Consider the following 20,218-nt stretch of genomic DNA (forward strand, 5'->3'; position numbering starts at 1 on the left):
CGAGAAACGATTGATAATATGGTTGCCGCTAAAGCGGGCGATCAATACAATCCCTCCGAGCTTGCCGATGGCAAGCCCACCTCCCTTTACCAAAGGGAGGCTCTAAGGAGGTTATGAACTTATGATATTATTCCCCGCTATCGACCTTGTCGGCGGCAAGGCGGTGCGCCTGTATAAGGGCGACTATGACAAAATGACCGTTTACAGCGATCATCCCGAGGAGATCGCGCTGGATTTCAAAAACTGCGGCGCGACCCATATCCATATCGTGGATCTTGAGGGCGCTCGTGACGGCGGCACCCCGAATCTCGACACGGTATTAAAGATCAAAAAAGAAAGCGGCTTGTTCTGCGAGGTAGGCGGCGGCATCCGTTCTATGGAGGTCGTCGACCGTTATCTGAGCGCGGGCGTCGACCGCGTGATCCTCGGCACTGCCGCGATCAGCGACGAAGCCTTTTTGAAAAAGGCGATCGAAAAATACGATGCGCGCATCGCTGTGGGCGCGGATATCCGCGAGGGCTTTATCGCCGTTAAAGGCTGGCTGGAGCGCAGCAGCGTGACCGCCGACGAGTTCTTTGAGAGAATGCAGAACCTCGGCGTGAAGACCATCATCTGTACCGATATCAACCGTGACGGCGTGATGGCGGGCACCAACCGCGATTTGTACCGCACCATGAGCCGCCGTTACAGCATGGACATCACCGCCTCGGGCGGCGTGAGCTCGATGGATGATATCCTCGCGCTCCAAACGATGGGCTTGTACGGCGCGATCATCGGCAAGGCTTACTACACCGGCGCGATCGATCTGAAACAGGCAGTGGAGGCGGTACAATGATCACAAAACGTATCATCCCCTGTCTGGACGTCAAGAACGGCAGGGTCGTCAAGGGCGTGAACTTTGAGGGACTGGGCGACGTCGCCTCTCCCGTGGAGCTCGCGCAGTATTATTCATCCTGCGGCGCGGATGAGCTGGTGTTCTACGATATCACCGCGTCCGCCGAGGGCAGGTCGCTGTTCACCGATATCCTGACCGAAACGGCGCGCAAGGTGTTTATCCCGCTCACCGTCGGCGGCGGCATCAATACTGTCGATGACTTTGACCGCGTGCTCAAATGCGGCGCGGATAAGGTCAGCGTCAACTCGGGCGCGATCCGCAACCCCGACCTGATCTATCAGGCGGCGAAGCTCTACGGCGACCAGTGCGTGGTCATCTCCGCCGACGTCAAGCGTCAGGACGGCGAATTCCGTGTCTATGCCAAGGGCGGCCGTGAGGATACCGGCATGGAGGCGATCTCTTGGATCAAACGCTGTGTCGATAACGGCGCGGGTGAGGTCGTGCTCAATTCCATCGACACCGACGGCGTCAAGCAGGGCTTTGACCTCGAAATGCTCGAGGCAGTGAGCAGTGTCGTGAACGTACCCGTCATCGCGTCCGGCGGCGCGGGCAAGATAGAGGACTTTATCACTCTGTTCCGGACATTACCGAAAGTCGATGCGGGACTTGCCGCCTCGATCTTCCACTTCGGCGAGGTCAAGATCTCCGACCTCAAAGCGGAAATGGCAAAAGCAGACATCCCGACGAGAATATAGCCTCCCTTTGGTAAAGGGAGGTGCCGAGGTACGAGGCGAAGGGATTGCATAATTGAACGAGCGTCAGCGAGAAACTATATGATTAGGTTGGTCGCGTGACAAATGTCGCGCTCCATTCATGCAATCCCTCAGTCACCGTTTGGTGACAGCCTCCTCGCCGGAAGCGGCTCCCCCCTTGTCCTTCGGACATTCCCCCAACGGGGGTACCTTTACCAAAGGGAGCCATAATAAGGAGGAAAACATGATCAACATCAATGAACTCAAATTCGACGAAAAGGGTCTGATCCCTGCTGTGGTGGTGGACAGCATCACCAAGCAGGTGCTCACCGTTGCATATATGAATGAGGAAAGCCTCAGGATCTCGATGGAGAAGGGCTTAACCTGCTTCTGGAGCCGTTCGCGTCAGGAGCTTTGGCTCAAGGGCGAGACCTCGGGCAACTATCAGCATATCGTCAGCATCACCGCCGACTGTGACAAGGACGCGCTGGTCGTGATGGTAGAGCCCGACGGTCCCGCGTGCCATATGGGCACCACCTCGTGCTTCACCAATCCCGTATGGGAGAGCGACGAGCTCAAGGAGTTCTCGTATGAGGGACTGATCGAGCTGATCAAGGGTCGCAAGACCGATCCGCAGGAAGGCTCCTACACCACCTACCTCTTCGACAAGGGTCTGGACAAGATCCTCAAAAAGGTCGGCGAGGAGTGCACCGAGGTCATCATTGCCGCCAAGGCAGAGGATAAGAAGGAGACGATCTATGAGATCGCCGACCTCGCCTACCATGTCATGGTGCTGATGATCGAGCAGGGCATTTCGCTCGAGGATATCCACCGTGAGCTCGCTTCCCGCCATGTGATCGACAAAAAAGTCAAGCAGGAGAAGATGACCGGTGATAACTAAGGATCTGCATATGCACACCTGCTATTGCGACGGGGCGCGTGCGCCTGAGGAGATGATCCTTTCTGCAATCGAGAAAGGATTGAACACCGTCGGCATCAGCGGTCACAGCTACACCTTTTTTGATGAAAGCTACTGTATGCAAAAGACGGCGGTACCGCGTTATCTCGCCGAGTGCCGCTATCTGCGCGCGAAATACTTCGATCGCATCCATGTGCTCTGCGGTGTGGAGCAGGATTATTATTCCGACTACCCGACCGACGAGTTTGATTACGTCATCGGCTCGGTGCATTATGTCAAGGTCGATGAGGAGTACATCCCCGTTGATGAGAGCGTTGCGATACTGAAAGACGCTGTTGAAAAGCATTTTAACGATGATATCTACGCGCTGTGTGAGCTGTATTTCGCGACGGTCGCCGATGTGGTGAACAAAACCGGCTGCGACATCATCGGACATTTTGACTTGATCAGTAAGTTTATCGAAGTAGGGGACGACGCTTGCGACGTCCCGCATACGGGCGATTCCGCGAATGCGATCTTTGATATCCACCATCCCCGCTATATCGCGGCATGGCAGAAGGCGGTCGACGAACTCTTACAGCATGATGTACCTTTTGAGATCAACACCGGCGCTATCTCACGCGGTTATCGCACCTCGCCTTATCCGAATAAGGACATGATCGCCTACATCAAGGAGCATGGCGGACGTTTTGTCCTGTCCTCCGACGCACACAGCACCGATACAATTGCATACAGATTTGAAGACTATGAAGCGTTGACCGAATAGTTGAACGTTTTTGATAATCGTAGGGGAGGGGCTTTGAGGAGTTGTCCAAATCTGCGATTTGGTTTACAACTCCCATGCAACAGCGCTCCAAGAACAGGCAAAGCCTGTGATTGGTTAAGCGCCACTGTGCTCCTCCCGAAAACGATATTTCATATGTTGTTTAAAGGCAACGCAAATAAGTAACCCGACAGGTATTCAGCCTGTCGGGTCGTTTGTTTTATTCGGTTGAGATTGCCACGGCTCCTTGACGGAGCCTCGCAATGACAATTGATAGTGTGGTTTTTAGAAGTTGATTTTCTCCGCGATATACGCTTCGAGGTCAGCGATGGCGACGCGTTCCTGCTGCATGGTGTCGCGGTCACGGACGGTCACGCAGTTATCTTCAAGGCTGTCAAAGTCATAGGTGATGCAGAACGGCGTGCCGATCTCATCCTGACGGCGATATCGCTTGCCGATGGAGCCCGCGTCGTCGTAGTCGACCATGAATTTCTTGGAGAGTTCATCCGCCAGTGCGCCCGCCTGCTCGCTCAGCTTCTTGGAGAGCGGCAGCACGGCAGCCTTGAAGGGGGCGAGGAACGGATGCAGGCGCAGTACCACGCGGGTATCGTTCTTCGCTTCATCCACGAGCTCCTCGTCATACGCCTCGGTCATGATGGTCAGGAACAGACGCTCCACGCCCAGCGACGGCTCGATGACGTAGGGGACGTAGCGGCTGTTGTCGGTGGGATCGAAGTAGCTCAGATCCTTGCCCGAAACATTCTGGTGCTGGGTCAGGTCATAGTCGGTGCGGTCGGCGATGCCCCACAGCTCGCCCCAGCCGAAGGGGAAGAGGTACTCAAAGTCGGTGGTCGCCTTAGAGTAGAAGCTCAGCTCTTCCTTACTGTGGTCGCGCAGTCTGAGGTTCTCTTCCTTGATGCCGAGGCTGTAGAGGAAGTCGCGGCAGTAGGAGCGCCAGTAGTCGAACCATTCAAGGTCGGTATCGGGCTTGCAGAAGAACTCCAGCTCCATCTGCTCAAACTCGCGCACACGGAAGATGAAGTTGCCCGGGGTGATCTCATTACGGAAGGATTTACCGATCTGCGCTACGCCGAAGGGAACTTTCTTGCGGGTGGTGCGCTGGATGTTCGCGAAGTTGACAAAGATACCCTGCGCGGTCTCGGGACGCAGATACAGCTCCGCTTTGGTGTCCTCGGTAACCCCTTGGAAGGTCTTGAACATCAGGTTGAACTGACGGATATCGGTGAAGTTGGATTTGCCGCAGTTGGGGCAGGTGATGCCCTTGTCGCGGATGTAGTCCATCATCTGCTCGTTCGACCAGCCGGCGACGTTGGTACCGTCAAAATCCTCGATCAGGTTGTCGGCACGGTGACGGGTCTTACATTCCTTGCAGTCCATCAGCGGGTCGGAGAAGCCGCCTAAGTGACCCGAGGCGATCCATGTCTGCGGGTTCATCAGGATCGCGGAATCCAGACCGACGTTATATTTGTTCTCCTGCACGAACTTTTTCAGCCATGCCTTTTTGATATTGTTCTTCAGCTCCGCGCCCAAGGGGCCGTAATCCCATGTGTTCGCAAGACCGCCGTAGATCTCCGAGCCGGGATAGACAAAGCCTCTGCCCTTGCACAGAGCGACTAATTTTTCCATTGTTTTTTCTGTATTCTTCATGTTTACCTCCTTGTCGCCACTGGCTGTGACGAACAGATTATTTTTGCTGAAACAGCTAAGATATATAGTACATTTTTCTGCGATCATTGTCAAGATTAAGATGAAGCGCGATGTCGGGTACGGCGCCCGACACGCGTGTCGCATCCGCTTAATGACGGGCGTTTCCGTTATCGAAAGCGTGTGATAGGGGAGAAACGTTTTTGCTATGCGGGTCGTCATGAATGTCGACCCCTACGATTATCGGTAACGTTTATTGTTGGGGATGACGCTTGTGACATCCCGCTACCTTTCCGTCATTCTGCCCAAATACATTTGTGTTTTTTCTACGTTCCGATCAGGCGTAAAACGAGGGAAAATATTGACTGTTTTTTTTTTTTTTTGATATAATGAATATGTATAAATAGATCTGTTTACAAAACCAAAAGGAGGAGTCAGCATGAAAAGAAGGATCATTGCTCTGATGCTCGTACTTTGTATGATGTTCGGTATCGGTGGCTTTTCTGCATTTGCAGGCACACCGATATTCGATGTTACTGATCATTGGAAAAAGAATGTTGTAATCTTTTATAACGTTGATGACATTTTCAATGCGGCGACAATCTGTTACTGCGCCGACGGTTCCGAAAATTGGCAGAGCGCAGAGATGTCCTATGGCGGTAAGAACGAGTATCATCAGGACAGCTGGTATTTCACCATGCCGGAAGGCAAGTACCGTTACTATATCACCGACGGTACACACCGCACTCAGGAACAGTATTTTACTAATGAGGTGCTTCTTTATCTGATGAACGAAACCGATGGAAACGGATACTATAAGCTGTACGTGGATAGTATAGCTCTCAAACCTGAGGGTTCGTCGTCTGTGTATGATAAGCTGGTTGAGCATCTCAGCGAGCTTACTCACGGTTATGACACGCAGCTCTATGCTTATGAAGAGCTGTATACCCATTATGATAAGGACGGCAAAGCGGATTGGGTGTTTGTCAATGCGTTTGGCGGAGGCGGAATGCCGTGGATCGCCTGCAAAATTTTCAATCACCGTGTTTATTTGTTGGATACGACCAGCGGATTATTTGAATTCGGTATGGGACTGTACGACGTGAAAGAGGACGTCTTTATCGATATCGCTCGTATGGACGATTACAGCGCCTATGACGGACTTGCCGAAGCGATCGACACTTACGGCAAAGGTGTACTTCTCGGAGATATCGACAGAGATGATGCGATGACGGTTCTCGATGCGACCATGCTCCAGAGATGCAGCGCAAAGATTGCGGAGTATCCCGCGAGTGATAAGATCGAGCCCTATTCCAGCAGTTATACCCATATCCGTTATTATTCCGACTTCAATCTGGACGGTGAGCGCAGTATCCTCGACGCGACCTGTATGCAGCGTTATTCGGCAAGAGTATGATGGAATTAAGGTAGTACGTTGAATTGAAATAGTAGGGGAGGGTCTTTGAGGAGTTGTCCAAATCTGTGATTTGGTTTACAACTCCCATGCAACAGCGCTCCATCGTCGTTACTCGCCGTACTCGATAAGCGTATCCGGTTGGTACGCTTTGATCTCGTGTGGCGGTTCCTCCTCTCCCCATAACTCGGGGAGTTATGGGGTCCCCTGTATCTGTGATTGGCTAAGCGCCACCGTGTTCCCCACCCCGAAACCTATCCGATAAACGTCACCCAAATGCGAAGCAAATCACATCTTCCGTAGGGTACGGCGCTTGTCGACGTACCGAGAATGACGGGCGTTTCCATAATCGAAAGCGTGAGATAGGGGAGGAACGCTTCTGTCATGCGGACGACCGATGGTCGTCCCTACGATACAATACTCCGATAAACAAAAAAGCGGCGGGATTTCCCGTCGCTTTTTTTGGTGATTCGTTTGAGATTGCCACAGGGCGCATGCAAATCGTCATTACGAGTAGGGTCAGACCCATGTCTGATCTGACGTGGTAATCTCATCCTTGTTTATACGCGCCCTTCGCAATGACGATCAGTATTAATACACGATGACCGGTGTGCCGACCTCCATGACGGCGTACATCTCTTTGGCGATCTTGGGGGGCAGGTTGACGCAGCCGTGCGAGCCGTTGCCCTTGTAGATGCTGCCGCCGAAGCTGGAGCGCCAGTCGGCGTCATGCAGACCCCAGCCGCCGCCGATGAACGGCATCCAGTAGGTGACGTAAGAGGTGTAGTCGTCGCCTTTGAGGGTACAGGGCGAGGCCTTGGAGTTGACCTCAAAGAAGCCCTTGGGGGTGTCCGCCGAGCCGTAGTTGCCGGTGACGCAATCGCTGTCGAGATAGACGTCGCCGTCGACGATATACCACATATGCTGATCGTCAAGACTGACCTCGACATAGGTGTCGCCGACCGTTTTGTCATAGATCTCTTTGTTCGCGACAAAGCTCATTTCGGTATAGGTGCCGGTGATGTCGTGACCGTCGACCGTCATGTAGGGGAAGATGCGGAAGTAATAGGTCTTGCCGTCCTCCAGACGCGAGGTGCTGTAGTGGGTGCTCTCGGTGTCGCCGAGGTGCTCCCAGTTCACTTGATCTGTGCTGTAATAGATCTGATAGCCGTCGGCATATTTGCTCTCTTCAAAGTCGAGCGATACCCTGCCGAGCTTGGAGGCGGAGTCGTCGTCCTCGGGACCTAAGAGCCCCGCCACGGTACGAATTGCGGATTTGGCGCCGGGCATCTTGCCGGTGCTGTCCTCACGAAAGGCGCTGATGCGGTAGTAGTACGCTCTGCCGGCTTCCAGATCGGTGTCGGTGAACTCGGTGGTGCTTTGGTCAAAGGTCTGATAATCGCTCCACTTTCCCTTGTAACAGCGCTCGAGCAGATAGCCGTCGGCGCGGTCATTCCGATCCCAGCTCAGCGAGATCGTGGACTTGGTCTCGTCCGTCATCCTGAAGTTCTCCACATCCGTGGGCGCGGTGCCGAAGGTGACCTCGGTGCCCTTGCCCTCTGTGACGGTACCTTTATCCTTGATGTACGGTGTGACTTTGAAGCTGTATTTACTGCCGGTGCCGAGGTTGCGGATGTCCATTCCGGCGGTCTTGGCAATCGAGAACAGCGCGTAATTCGAGCCTGCCTTATTATCGTCGCGGCGGTACACGCGGTAGCCGTCGACGCCCTCGATCTCATCCCAGCCGATTCGGATGCTGTCGGGCTTTTCGCTCAGGCGCTTGAGACCCGTGACCTGCGGGATGGAATCGGCGGTATATTCTTTCTTTTCCTCTGCGGATTTGGTCGCCGTCGTCTTGACTGCTTCATCGGCGGTCGACGCTCCAAAGACGCGTTCACCGGTGACGGTGTGCAGCAGGGGCGTTTCGATCACGGACTTAGCAGCCGCGGCGCCCTGCAGATCGTGCGGCGCAAAGGTGATGCTCTTGGTCATCAGTAATACGCCCGCTGTGAATGCAACGGCAGCGGCGACGATCGCCGTGCCGATAATAAACCATTTGCTTTTCGTATATATCCCTCCATGTTTGGTTCCCTTTGGTAAGGGAGATTCCCCTGCTAGGGGAAATGTCCGCAACGCGGACAAAAGGGTCTGCTGCCTCCGCTAGGAGGGCTCAAACCGATAAAGTGACTGAGAGATTGCATAGTTGTCTGATCGGACATGTGTCCGCAAGTAACCCGATTAAAGGGTTGCCGATGTAATCGGCGATCAATACAATCCCTCTGAGTCGGAACAAGTTCCGACCCACCTCCCTTTACCAAAGGGAGGCTCATTTTCTTAGTGTATGAACTCGATCGTGTTATTATCCATGCTCTTGATGCGGGCGAGGGATTCGACCCTCACGCCCATGTCGCGGATCATTTGACCGCCCTGCTGATAGGCTTTTTCGATGATGATGCCCGCGCCCACGATGGTCGCGCCCGCGTCGCGGATCAGGCTGATGAGTCCCTGCATGGCGGAGCCCATCGCGAGGAAGTCGTCGATGATCAGCACCTTATCCTCGGGCTTCAAAAAGTCCTTGGACACGATGATGTCATAGCTGCGTTTATGCGTGAACGATTCCACCTTGGAGGTGTAAACGTCGTTGGCGATGTTGATGGTCTTGTTCTTCTTGGCGAATAACACCGGCACATGGAACTCCTGCGCGACGATACACGCGATGCCGATACCGCTTGCCTCGATGGTGAGGATCTTGGTGATCTCTTCGCCCTCGTACAGGCGCTTGAATTCCTTGGCGAGTTCGGCGATAAAGTCGACGTCGATCTGATGGTTGACAAAGCTGTCTACCTTCAATACGTTGCCCTCGCGCACGATACCGTCTTTTAAGATTCTGTCTTCCAATAATTTCATGTGCTTTCCCCCAAGACCTTTGCCGTTGTATGCCGCATCGATCCGATGATCTATCCGGCATGAAAAACTGTTGTCATAAAAACCTATATATAGATTTTTGTAATATAGATATTACTACATTTTGTGACGGGTTGCAAGGGCTTTTGACAGGAAACGAAAAATTTAGCCGTTTTGTTGACCAAACCGCATAAATAAGCTATAATTAACTGTGGAATAATACCAAATCAGGCGCGAAAAACTGGCGCCCGATGACCCCGGGAGCGGCAGATGGAACTTGCCCTCCTATGCAATGATCGTTTGGAGATGATAGTGTTGACCGATATTGAGATCGCACAGAGCTGTGAGATGAAACCGATCTGGGAGATCGCCGATACGGCGGGTATCCCCGAAGAATATGTCGAGTATTACGGAAAGTATAAAGCAAAGCTCAATCTGGACATCCTGAAGAAGGAGGACAGAGATAACAGGCTCATCCTCGTGACCGCGATGACCCCTACTCCCGCGGGCGAGGGTAAAACGACAACCACCATCGGACTTGCCGACGGACTGCGCCGACTGGGCAAGAGCGCCAACGTCGCGCTGCGTGAGCCGTCACTCGGCCCGGTGTTCGGCATCAAGGGCGGCGCCGCGGGCGGCGGCTGGGCACAGGTCGTCCCGATGGAGGACATCAACCTGCATTTCACCGGCGATATGCACGCCATCGGCGCGGCGAACAACCTGCTTTCCGCGCTGATCGATAACCACATCTATCACGGCAACAGCCTGAACATCGACCCCCGCCGCATCACATGGAAGCGGTGTGTGGATATGAACGACCGCCAGCTGCGTTTTGTGACCGACGGTCTGGGCGGCAGAGTCAACGGCGTGCCGCGTGAGGACGGGTACGATATCACCGTCGCGTCCGAGGTCATGGCGATCCTCTGTCTTGCCGAATCCATCCGCGATCTGAAAGATCGCCTGTCGCGTATCATTATCGGCTATACCTTTGACGAAAAGCCCGTCACGGTGGGCGATCTCAAGGCGCAGGGCGCGATGACCGCCCTGCTCAAGGATGCGATCAAGCCGAATCTGGTGCAGACGCTGGAGGGTACTCCCGCCTTTGTCCACGGCGGCCCCTTCGCCAATATCGCCCACGGCTGTAACTCCGTGCTCGCGACCAAGGTGGCGCGTAAGCTCAGCGAATACACCATCACGGAAGCGGGCTTCGGCGCTGATCTCGGCGCGGAGAAATTCCTCGATATCAAGTGCCGTTACGCGGATATCAAGCCCGACGCGGTCGTGATCGTCGCAACCATCCGCGCGCTGAAAATGCACGGCGGCGTGGATAAAAAGAATCTTGCTCCCGAGAACTTAGAGGCGCTGGAAAAGGGTCTGCCGAATCTGCTGCGCCATGTCGATAATATCAAGAACGTCTACAAGCTGCCCAGCGTGGTCGCGATCAATCGCTTTCCGACCGATACCGAGGCGGAGATCGATATGGTCATCCGCCGCTGTAAGGAGCTGGGCGTGAACACCGTGCTCTCCAACGTATGGGCTGACGGCGGCGTCGGCGGCGTTGACCTCGCCGATGAGGTCATCCGCCTGTGCGACGAGGAATCGAATGAGGATTTCTCCTACCTTTACGACCTGGACGAACCGGTCGAAAAGAAGATCCGCGCGATCTGCAAGCGCGTGTACCGCGCCAGCCATGTGGCGTTCACAAAGAATGCCGAGAAGGAGATCCAACGCCTGACCTCGATGGGCTACGGCGGTCTGCCGATCTGTATCGCGAAAACGCAGTACAGCTTTTCGGATGAAGCGCATTTGATCGGCGCGCCCGAGGGCTTTGTCATCCATGTGCAGAATGTCCGTCTTTCTGCCGGCGCGGGCTTTATCGTCGCGCTGACCGGCGCGATCATGACGATGCCCGGTCTGCCGAAATCCCCCGCCGCCGAGAGGATCGACGTGAATGATGACGGCGTGATCAGCGGGTTATTCTGAGGTGCTGTCCAAGAGCAGGGAAAACCTGCGATTGGCTTACAGCACCCATGCTCGTCGTCGCCTGTTGGACTCGGTAGGCATATCCGGTTGGTATGCCTTGACCTCGTATCGCGGCTCCTCCTCTCCCCATAATCCGGGGAATTATGGGGTCCCCGATACTCCAAGAATCGGAGTAGGCGCTTACGCCTGCGAACGATGATTGGCTGAGAGCTACTGCATTTAGTTGGAAATTAGAAATGAGGAATTAGGAATTAATCATACAAGCCAAGTTGAGGGACAGAAAGAACCGACTGTTCTGTTCCGGGATGAATCGCTTCTTGTCGCGTACAAGCCTTACGGGGTGCTCAGTGAGTTTGACGCGCACAAGCCGAATATGCCGTCGTTGTTGAAGGATGAAGCGGGGTGCGATCCGGTCTATCCCGTCCACCGCCTCGACCGCACCACACAGGGCGTGATGGTGTATGCGCTGAGTGAGGACGCGGCACGGCGTCTGAGCGCCATGATACAGCAGGGTCAACTCGAAAAAACCTACCTTGCCGTTGTCGAGGGTGTGCCGGAGGGATCGCAGGGGGAATACACCGACCTGCTTTACTTTGACCGCCGCAAGAACAAAAGCTACGTCGTCAAGCGTGAGCGCAAGGGCGTCAAGCAGGCGCTCCTGCAATATGAAGTGCTCCAAACGATCGAGCATGAGGGAAAGAAAATCTCCCTCTTGCGGATCCGCCTGATGACCGGCAGAACGCACCAGATCCGCGTGCAGTTCGCTTCACGAAAAACGCCCTTGGTCGGCGACCGACGCTACGGCAGTCATATCCCCGCCGATCACATCCAGCTCTGTTCGGCAAGGCTGAGCTTCACCCATCCGTTCACGGGCGAGGAACTGAGCTTTTCTTATGACCCGACGGACGGATACTTTAATCGATTTAATCTATAACAAAAAACGCAGTTGAGTTTTACCCCCAACTGCGTTATTTTGTCTTTGCGAGATATGTAGATTTTGCAGTAGCTCTCAGCCAATCATCGTTCGCAGGCGTAAGCGCCTACTCCGATTCTTGGAGTATCGGGGACCCCATAATTCCCCGGATTAGGGTGGGGTCGTTAACGGAACATTTATATTATCTACTTGGTCGGAAGGCGTTTGCCCTCCGACCATTTTCATTATGCCGCGATTATGCGGTAAAGTCAAGTTCTGCAGGTTCTGGGTTGTCGGCTTTACTGAAGTCGTCCTCTTCAAGACCGAACATGACAGCGAGTTGCTCGGGTTTTGTTATCCGGAACTTATAGTAGATCATAATGGGATTCTCTGTTTTGCGGGAATTCTTGTCGATCTTTTTATATACATCTACCCTTTGAATAAAAGTATGGAGCAACTCAACGGTCAGCTTCGGCATCTCAGCATACGCTTTCGCCTTATCAATAAAATCCTGTATTGCATGTTGCTGTTGTGAGTACAGAGACAAGTTGTTCTTCAGTTCTGTCTGCTTTTGTTTGAGCTCAGCCATCTCTTTCTCATAACCGACCACCATCTCATCATACCGTTCCGGGGTAATTCGTCCGACAACTCTGTCCTCATATAGACAGCGGATAATACTGTCGAGCTGCTTAAGCCGCACTTCAATATCTGCTTGCTGCTTAACTGCGCTTTTCTGTATCTTTGCTGCCTCGGTTTTACCTCTTTTTAAAGCCATCTCATAAAACTGTTCAGGCTCAGAACGCGCGAATGAAGTTAACCTTCTCAGATTACTGAGTATGATTTCTTCAATAACATTTTGACGGATGTAGTGGATGCTGCAATCTGTCGTATGTGATTGGTATCCTCCACATTGATAGAAATTATTGCCTGCCTTCTTTTTATAGGTTCGATGCAAATACATACGCTTACCACAGTCTCCGCAATACAGATAACCTGCTAGCATGTCCAATTCACCGGTTCTATCCGGTCGCTTTCTGCCTTCAAAGCGCTTTTGTACGGCATCAAACACACTGCGTTCAACGATTGGCTCGTGCGTGTCTCGGAAGATCAGTATACGGCTCGAATCGTTTCTGATTCGCTTTTTCAGTTTATTGGACTTGGTATAAGTTTTGAAGTTCACCGTATCCCCACAGTAGAACTGATTGCTGAGCATTTTTCTTACTGTCCGTTCAGACCAGTGATACGGTCGGTCAAAGCTCGGTGTGCCGGATTTGCTTCCGGTCTTGCGGAACAGATAGACACTTGGACACAAAATCTGTTCTTGCTCAAACGTTCTGCAAATCGCATATGGGCTTAATCCGCTTGCATTCATATCAAAGATCCGTTTTACTATAGGCGCCGCTTCCGGGTCGATAATCAACCACGGAGCTTCCTTTTGGTTGCCTTTATACTCTGGATTTTTCAGATATCCGTAAGGTACTGTTGTTCCCACAGGCTCACCTCGCTCACCCTTCGCTTTCTGAACGGCTCGGATCTTCTTCGAGGTATCGGCAGCGTAGAAGTCGTTGAAGAAGTTACGTATGCCGGACATCTCATTCAAGCCGTTAATGGTGTCAACTCCGTCGTTCACGGCGATGAAGCGAACGTCGTATTGAGGAAATACCAGCTCCATCATCGCGTCGGTCTCCAGATGATCTCGCCCGAGTCGGGACTGATCCTTGACAATGATCGTTCCGATTAATCCTGCTTCCATATCCTTTTTCATTTGCACATAAGCAGGACGCGTGTTGTTTGTACCGCTGTAACCGTCGTCAATATAGAACTTGCAGTTGCGGAGCCCCAATTGCTCAGCGTGTTTACTGAGAATGAGCTTCTGGTTGGTTATGGAGTTTGATTCACCTGACAGAAGGTCTTCCTGCGAGAGACGGCAGTACAGGGCGGTGATCAGATTGTTATTATATTCGGTAGTGTTCATAGTTCCATCCTTTCCGAGCAGGGCGCTGCTCTGTCACACCGAATAGGATACAAGCACACTATACCCTAAGTCGGCGGAAATATCCAGTGAAATATCTTATTTCCCCTGAACTAATTTCATCAGCTTTTCCTCTGCCGAGGGAAGAGAGCAATCGGCGGTGCCGAGCGGTATCGCCGCCACGACAGGATAGCTCTTTCCGTCATTTTCGACCGACGATCCGATGTAGGTGTAGCGCATATCGTCGGGGATGGGTTCTTCTCTGTCATCCGCCTGTGTAATATAGTTTTTATCGTTCATTCTATCTCCTTTCGGAAAATCCCTATTTCTTTGTATGACAGCTCAAATATTGATGCCGTTAGCTTGTCATATTGAACAATTCTATGAGTTAATCTTTTACTTGTAAAACCTCTCAACCTAAGCTAAAATACACCAAACCGTGAAGGAGGTTTTATCATGAAAATCAAATCTGTTTTATCTTTATCACTCTGTATGGCAATGATGATGTCCGTTTCCGTCAAAGCTGAAAGCCGAATGTTAGGTGACGTCGACGGTGACGGCAAGATCAGTATCACCGACGCAACGGTCATTCAGCGATACACGGTCGGTATCAAGACGCCTGTCGCCGTTACTTCTTCTGTTGCCGACATTGACGGCGATCACGCCGTGACCGTGATGGACGCGTCACACCTGCAACGCCGGTTGGTGAATGTATCAGACAGCTATCCGATCTCAAAACCTGTCTACGAACCGTCTCCGACCGATCGGTATGTTACGGTAGAAGGCGTCACCTTCGATTTGAAGAAGGTCCCGTTGGAGATCACGCTTACAGATAAAAGCGTTACATTGATGCTCTTGCCTAAGAGCGAGATTGATCCGCACGATATCACAGCGGTTGTCAATAATGGTCACTACATTAATCAGATCGACTACACTGACAGCCGTTTCAAGGAAAGTTACCTGATCGAAAAGGAAAACGGAATACTTCACGGCTACGATTGCGAAGTGACCGACAGAGAGGATAATTCGCTCGCGTATGTTTACGCTCACTACAGGAGCGGACTGTACTTTCCTTTCCAGACAACGATCAGCTGCATCCGAGAAGCGCACGGGTGTTTCCCAATCGAGCTGTACTACAAAGGCAAACTGATCCGCCGAGTAAATGTCAAGGTCGACGTCGACCGTACTCCCGATGATATTGAAAAGACATTACAGATCGTTCGGTCGGCAGAGAAAGCATGCTGGACTTCGTCCATGACTGACAGAGAAAAGATGAAAGCCTTTGCCGAATACATTCGGGATCACTACACATATGAGCAAATCATGTGCGTTAATGGAGCAGTTCTGACCGCTTTTGCTGCGCGAGATTTAGGGCTTGACTCCATGCTTCTGTATCCGGGTGGAGAAGCAACCCAGCACTGTGACCGCCATATCGTTACATATAATCTGTATACCAATACAGCCGTACCGGGCGGCCACTGCGCTTGCCTGGTTGAGTATGACGATTGCACAATGCGCTATGATGTGCAGGGTGAGTTGTGTATCATCAAGGAATAAAAATGCTGATAAATCCACAAGAATCGCCGTCCTTCGGGACGGCTTTTCTATTTACACCCACTTAATCCGGACAGCGTTACATCGACTGACCCCAGCCCTGGCCTTCCTCTTCATCAAGGTCTTCATCATAATCGTCGCCGTATTTCTCTCTGAGATATGCCTCATAATCCTCTTGGATTTTCTCTTCGGACGGCACATGAACACGGCGGAGCTTGGTCGGCTTTTTGTTCAGCAGGATGACGTCAACGGTATCGAGGAGCGGTTCGAGCGAGAAATTCTCGGTCGGCTCTTCCTCTTCTTTCTCAGAAGCTCCTCCCGATTTCAGTCCGTGAGCGAGCTTCTTTTCATTGATTTTCTCTTGCTCCTTCTTCTCTCTGCGGACGGTTTTCCTGTTCAGAGCATCGAGCTTTTTCACGCAACCGTGCGCGATCTGCTTTGCAAGCTGAGAGATTAATCCGCCGATGTTGCTGTAATTTTCGGTCGGCAACTGTGTATAATCGATCGCCAAAGCCGCCTTGATAACGGCGTTTTTCAGCGAACGAAACGCGCCGTTATCCTCGAGAGGAACGTCGTCTTCCTGCAGGCTGTCGTGGTACATACTCAGCTTCTGACGGTTGACTTCACACCACTTTTGATACAGCTCTTTGATGCTCGTATCGTTGGCGAACTGAGCGATGGCATAGTCAACAAAACGCTTCACTTTCTTCGGTAAATAACCGTAAACCTTCTTGCCTTTACAGCCGTCCAACTCCTTTCTGAGCCGTCCCAAAAGCGCTAAATAATACATCTGAAAAGGACTTTCGGAGCGCATAGTTTCTTCTAATAAATCATTGACTTCGCTCTTCAAACGATTACGAATCTCCGTTTGATTTGTAAACATACGGAACATTTCACCGCGAAAAATATCGTTGGTGAGCACGCTGCGCATCTTCTCCATACCCTTCTTGCTGAGGTAGCCTTCGCCTGATTCTGAGAACACAAGCATATGGATATGCGGGTGATGATCCTTTTCGTGGAACGCAGCGTACCATTGAATATCCGAAGGTTCCATGTGATGGATCTGCGCGAGCTCATTGATATTTCTGCGTATCAAATGCTTCCACGCGTCGGCGTTATCATAGTGCAAACGCGCGGCGTCCTCCGCCTTTAAGCTGATGATATGATTCCAAACATTCCCCTTGCGATTCTCGACGGTCTTGACCGCTTCTTCGAGATTGATCGGCTCGTCCGTCTGAGAAAACAGACCGTGAGAACCGATCTTTTCCACTCCCGGACGGTTTGCGATATACTTCAACAGCTCGGGAACATCGGCGAGATCATCGGCATGAGCGTCGAGCACCGCGTCAATGAATTCGCTCGCGCGGTAGCGAGTAGGCTCGTCGAGGAAAGCCCTGAGCTCAGGCATCTCAGCGACATCGGTAAAGGTAAAGATACATTTATCCATCAGCTCCTGCTGTGCTTTGGTATACGGATTGTTATCCTTCTTTCCGCGCTGTTTCTCTACGCCGTCGCGCGTAGCGATATAGCGGACGTATTTATCGATATGATAGCTCTTCGGATTTTTATAATAATTCGTTTTAATGATCAGCTTCGGCATGATGATCACCGCCGTTCACATACTGTTCCAAGTGAATGATGCCGTTGTTCTCGGCGACTTCGCGCGCGGTCTGAGCGGTCAGACCTTCAAGATAGCTTCTCGGGATCTTGAAAGAATCCGCCAGAACGTGATTGATCTTCGACAGCTCTACGGCAGTCTTGAACAGCATTTCGGACACTCTCTGCTCGTAGCTGTACTGGATCTCCTTCATGGTATCGGTAATGATCGGAGAAAGATAGTCGGCGGACTTCTCCGAGAAGATATAACCGATATAAAACTCGACCGCGTTTCGGATGAATTCGCTCTCGGAACTTGCATCGGAAAGCTCCATCGCAGCGGTCATTTTCTTACTTAAATCCTCGTCAAGATAGGTATTGAATCTGTTCTTTTTCATCTAAAACCTCCAAATCGGGACGACCCTTTAGCAACCCACCTAAGGTAAACCCCAAAGAACGGCGAAACGGTCGGCTCTGCCGTCCGATGTGATCGGCGGGGGAAGCCATGTAAGCGACCCCCGCTTTTACCTGCTCAAAATCGTTGGGTTTCAAACGCTGAAAAACCTCTCTGAATATGGTACGATGATTTACGCGGTACGGTGCAGACCGTTCTCAGAAATGCCGACAAACGGCTTCTCACCGGGCTTTTTCATCACTTCAGGGGTGTATGCCGATTTCATCGTACCATCGTACTCGGGCTCTTTTCGGTTGTAATTCAGGGTGAAAACTTTATGATTATTCCGCTTCTCTTTGGTGTAATCAACGCCGAGTTTTTGAAGCGAATTTTTGTATTTACTGAGCTTGGAACTGAGGTTATTCGCGCCGATATTCAGACCCAAACGCTCGCACAATTCGGTCGCTGTTCCCTCGTAGATCAGCTCCTGTTTCATGAACGAAACGAGGGCGGACATGGCTTCGTCGGCGAGGAGCAATTCGCGTTCCATATCGGATGAAGTGATGGGATACCAGCGGCAGGTATCGTGATCGAAACGGACAGGAAGATCGCCGTCGGGCAGGTCTCGGCTGATGAAGGAAAGCCTGCCGAAAGGTTTGCCGTCCGCCTTGCGCTCGAGCACATAAATACCGTCTGCAGCCGCTGTCAAACCTGTCGAACCGAGCACCGAATCAAAGGTATCTTTCGCCTTCATCTTCCGTGTGTGGTGGATACAAACGATGGCAATATCCAGTCGGTCGGCGAGGTTTTTCAGAGCGGAAATGACAGCGTAATCGCCCGCGTAAGTGTCGCCCTTCGGCTTGCGGATCTTCTGCAAAGTATCGATAACAACAAGGTTGGTGTCGGGGTGCTCTTTGACGAAATCCTCGATCTGTTCGGTGAGCCCTCCGCCGAGTCTGCCTGCCTTCGTCGCTTCATGAAACTTGGAAGGAATGATATCTCGTATCCCTCTTGCGCGCTGGATCAGTCTCGACTCGGGATCTTCCAGATCGAGGTACAAAACCGTGCCTTGCTCGGTGTCATGATCGAGGAACTTCTCGCCCTCGGCGACAGAAAAGCAGAGGTCAAGCATGAGCCATGACTTGCCTTCCTTGCGCTTGCCCGCGACAATATTCAGCCCTCGGGGGAGCAATCCGTTGACAACAAAGCGGGCGGGTTTGACGGTTTTCTTCATCAATTCATCTCCGCTGACCGTCCTCAGCTTCTTGAACTTTTTTCGCTTTTGCTCAGCTTCCTGTCCTAGTTCCGCGTCGGGCATCGGCTTGTTATACTCCCTGTGTACATAATACGTTCCGTCGTGATTCTTAAATGCATCCCAATTCATTATGATCTTCCTCTCAATTATAGAATATATGTACGAACCTACCTATCTAAATATATCCTGTACCGAAGATAAACTGCAAGAGAATACCTTCGCTACAGGATACTTTCATCTCTCAACTAACCTTCATTTATTCGCTATCTCGTATTCAATTATGATTCAGCTTATGTGTAACGCAAACGGCGACGCCTTGTATCTTCAAATCATCAGGATAGATGTCAGGGTATGTTTCCTTATCCTTGTTGCAAGAGCGAAGGACATACTTGTCATCCTCTTTTTGCAATAGTTTAAGGTTATTTTTGCCTTCATAAAGAGCTACAACATAATCATCGACGTCGGCGGTATTCTGCTGTCTTACAATGACATAATCTCCGGGATAGATTCCAGCGTCAATCATGGATTCACCTTTTTCAATCAGAGCAAAGAATTCACCTTTGCCGACAATACTTTCGGGCATACGGATATATTCGATGACGCTTTCTTCTTCCTCCTGACCTTCGCCGCATTCAACATAGCCAAGCACTTTCATATATCTCGATGGACTTTCCATACCCATCTCGGTTGTATTGATACTTCTTCGGCCGTCATATTGAAGCACGCCGTTCTCATCCATCTCTTTGAGATAACGATGGACAGAAGAGAGAGGAACGCCGGTACCCGCAACGATATCTCTGACGGAAGGATAGCGCATATTCTCAGCGTAATACTGATTGATATATTCAACGATACCGCTGTATCTATCGGTCCTTTTCTTACCCATATACTCACTAACTAAAAGCTTGACTTTGAAACAGAATGTTCTAATGTTGAAATAATAACATATTTGTAATCTGTTGTCAATAGATTTGGCACAAATAGTTTTGTTTTTATATCTCTGATGCCGGTTGCCTTGTTTTTTGTTAGGCTGCTCATTTTTTAATGTATTTTCTTTAAAAGAAACACTTGCAATTTTGTGAGTTGTAAGGTAACCTACGAACACCTCGAGAGAGGCTCTGGGGTCCCACACGCATCCCTATGCGGTAGGGAGAGGACGAACGGCGGACACGCGTGTCCCGCGAGGTCAAGGAGCACCTACCTGATGCGCCTACCTAGTACAGCCGATGAGGACGAGCGACACTAGGCTTTTTGTTTTTGCTACACAACTACAATGGCAGGGGCAGATGAAACATCAAT

The 20,218-nt window shown here is 51.5% G+C and carries 18 protein-coding genes; 8 read left to right on the plus strand and 10 right to left on the minus strand.

What is annotated here, in order from left to right; all coding sequences use genetic code 11:
* Positions 1-121: 121 nt before the first annotated feature.
* The 4 genes from hisA to JKK62_RS03400 all read left to right on the plus strand — a co-directional run bounded on the left by hisA (position 122) and on the right by JKK62_RS03400 (position 3,272).
* Positions 122-835, plus strand: coding sequence for a 1-(5-phosphoribosyl)-5-[(5-phosphoribosylamino)methylideneamino]imidazole-4-carboxamide isomerase (gene hisA, locus JKK62_RS03385; protein WP_201426996.1), 714 nt, complete (start codon positions 122-124; stop codon positions 833-835).
* The gene (gene hisF / locus JKK62_RS03390) at positions 832-1,590 is read left to right on the plus strand and encodes an imidazole glycerol phosphate synthase subunit HisF (RefSeq protein WP_201426997.1); all 759 of its coding nucleotides are present in this window, start codon (positions 832-834) and stop codon (positions 1,588-1,590) included. Before hisA ends, hisF begins: the two co-directional genes overlap by 4 nt.
* A gap of 241 nt (positions 1,591-1,831) precedes the next feature.
* Positions 1,832-2,488: a bifunctional phosphoribosyl-AMP cyclohydrolase/phosphoribosyl-ATP diphosphatase HisIE gene (hisIE, locus tag JKK62_RS03395; protein ID WP_201426998.1), complete on the plus strand. Its 657-nt coding sequence runs from the start codon at positions 1,832-1,834 to the stop codon at positions 2,486-2,488.
* Positions 2,478-3,272 carry a histidinol-phosphatase gene (locus JKK62_RS03400; RefSeq protein WP_201426999.1) on the plus strand — a complete coding sequence of 265 codons (795 nt, stop codon included), beginning with the start codon at positions 2,478-2,480 and terminating at the stop codon, positions 3,270-3,272. Before hisIE ends, JKK62_RS03400 begins: the two co-directional genes overlap by 11 nt.
* Positions 3,273-3,554: 282 nt before the next feature.
* Here JKK62_RS03400 and JKK62_RS03405 read toward each other — a convergent pair whose 3' ends face one another.
* Positions 3,555-4,937, minus strand: coding sequence for a glycine--tRNA ligase (locus JKK62_RS03405; RefSeq protein WP_201427000.1), 1,383 nt, complete (start codon positions 4,935-4,937; stop codon positions 3,555-3,557).
* Positions 4,938-5,373: 436 nt separating this feature from the next.
* Between JKK62_RS03405 and JKK62_RS03410 the strand changes: the two genes are divergently transcribed.
* Positions 5,374-6,351: a hypothetical protein gene (locus JKK62_RS03410; RefSeq protein WP_201427001.1), complete on the plus strand. Its 978-nt coding sequence runs from the start codon at positions 5,374-5,376 to the stop codon at positions 6,349-6,351.
* A gap of 251 nt (positions 6,352-6,602) precedes the next feature.
* Here the strand turns inward: JKK62_RS03410 and JKK62_RS17735 are convergent, their stop codons facing one another.
* From JKK62_RS17735 to JKK62_RS03420, 3 genes are all read right to left on the minus strand, one after another.
* Positions 6,603-6,734: a hypothetical protein gene (locus tag JKK62_RS17735; RefSeq protein ID WP_279380595.1), complete on the minus strand. Its 132-nt coding sequence runs from the start codon at positions 6,732-6,734 to the stop codon at positions 6,603-6,605.
* Between the two features lie 205 nt (positions 6,735-6,939).
* The gene (locus JKK62_RS03415; protein ID WP_201427002.1) at positions 6,940-8,340 is read right to left on the minus strand and encodes a L,D-transpeptidase family protein; all 1,401 of its coding nucleotides are present in this window, start codon (positions 8,338-8,340) and stop codon (positions 6,940-6,942) included.
* Between the two features lie 342 nt (positions 8,341-8,682).
* Positions 8,683-9,255, minus strand: a complete 573-nt coding sequence (locus JKK62_RS03420; protein WP_201427003.1) for a xanthine phosphoribosyltransferase — start codon at positions 9,253-9,255, stop codon at positions 8,683-8,685.
* Positions 9,256-9,558: 303 nt separating this feature from the next.
* Between JKK62_RS03420 and JKK62_RS03425 the strand changes: the two genes are divergently transcribed.
* Together JKK62_RS03425 and JKK62_RS03430 are read left to right on the plus strand one after the other, a co-directional pair.
* A complete protein-coding gene (locus JKK62_RS03425; protein ID WP_201427022.1) occupies positions 9,559-11,235 on the plus strand; it encodes a formate--tetrahydrofolate ligase in 1,677 nt (558 codons plus the stop codon).
* Positions 11,236-11,458: 223 nt separating this feature from the next.
* On the plus strand, positions 11,459-12,169 hold the full coding sequence (locus JKK62_RS03430; RefSeq protein ID WP_201427004.1) for an RluA family pseudouridine synthase: 711 nt from the start codon (positions 11,459-11,461) through the stop codon (positions 12,167-12,169).
* Positions 12,170-12,404: 235 nt separating this feature from the next.
* Here JKK62_RS03430 and JKK62_RS03435 read toward each other — a convergent pair whose 3' ends face one another.
* Positions 12,405-14,123, minus strand: coding sequence for a recombinase family protein (locus JKK62_RS03435; protein WP_201427005.1), 1,719 nt, complete (start codon positions 14,121-14,123; stop codon positions 12,405-12,407).
* Between the two features lie 96 nt (positions 14,124-14,219).
* Complete coding sequence (locus JKK62_RS03440; RefSeq protein WP_201427006.1) at positions 14,220-14,420, minus strand: hypothetical protein; 201 nt, start codon at positions 14,418-14,420, stop codon at positions 14,220-14,222.
* Positions 14,421-14,576: 156 nt separating this feature from the next.
* On the opposite strand from JKK62_RS03440, the gene JKK62_RS03445 reads away from it, so the two are divergent.
* Positions 14,577-15,677, plus strand: coding sequence for a dockerin type I repeat-containing protein (locus tag JKK62_RS03445; protein ID WP_201427007.1), 1,101 nt, complete (start codon positions 14,577-14,579; stop codon positions 15,675-15,677).
* Positions 15,678-15,753: 76 nt separating this feature from the next.
* On the opposite strand, the gene mobP3 is transcribed toward JKK62_RS03445, so the two are convergent.
* From mobP3 to JKK62_RS03465, 4 genes are all read right to left on the minus strand, one after another.
* Positions 15,754-17,274 carry a MobP3 family relaxase gene (mobP3, locus tag JKK62_RS03450; protein WP_201427008.1) on the minus strand — a complete coding sequence of 507 codons (1,521 nt, stop codon included), beginning with the start codon at positions 17,272-17,274 and terminating at the stop codon, positions 15,754-15,756.
* The gene (locus tag JKK62_RS03455; protein WP_201427009.1) at positions 17,255-17,668 is read right to left on the minus strand and encodes a hypothetical protein; all 414 of its coding nucleotides are present in this window, start codon (positions 17,666-17,668) and stop codon (positions 17,255-17,257) included. Before JKK62_RS03455 ends, mobP3 begins: the two co-directional genes overlap by 20 nt.
* Before the next feature lie 189 nt (positions 17,669-17,857).
* Positions 17,858-19,048 carry an AAA family ATPase gene (locus JKK62_RS03460; RefSeq protein WP_201427010.1) on the minus strand — a complete coding sequence of 397 codons (1,191 nt, stop codon included), beginning with the start codon at positions 19,046-19,048 and terminating at the stop codon, positions 17,858-17,860.
* 145 nt (positions 19,049-19,193) lie between these two features.
* Positions 19,194-19,805 (minus strand): LexA family protein, encoded by a 612-nt coding sequence (locus tag JKK62_RS03465; protein ID WP_201427011.1) that lies wholly within the window; start codon positions 19,803-19,805, stop codon positions 19,194-19,196.
* Positions 19,806-20,218 lie beyond the last annotated feature (413 nt).

It is taken from the genome of Ruminococcus difficilis, assembly GCF_016680995.1.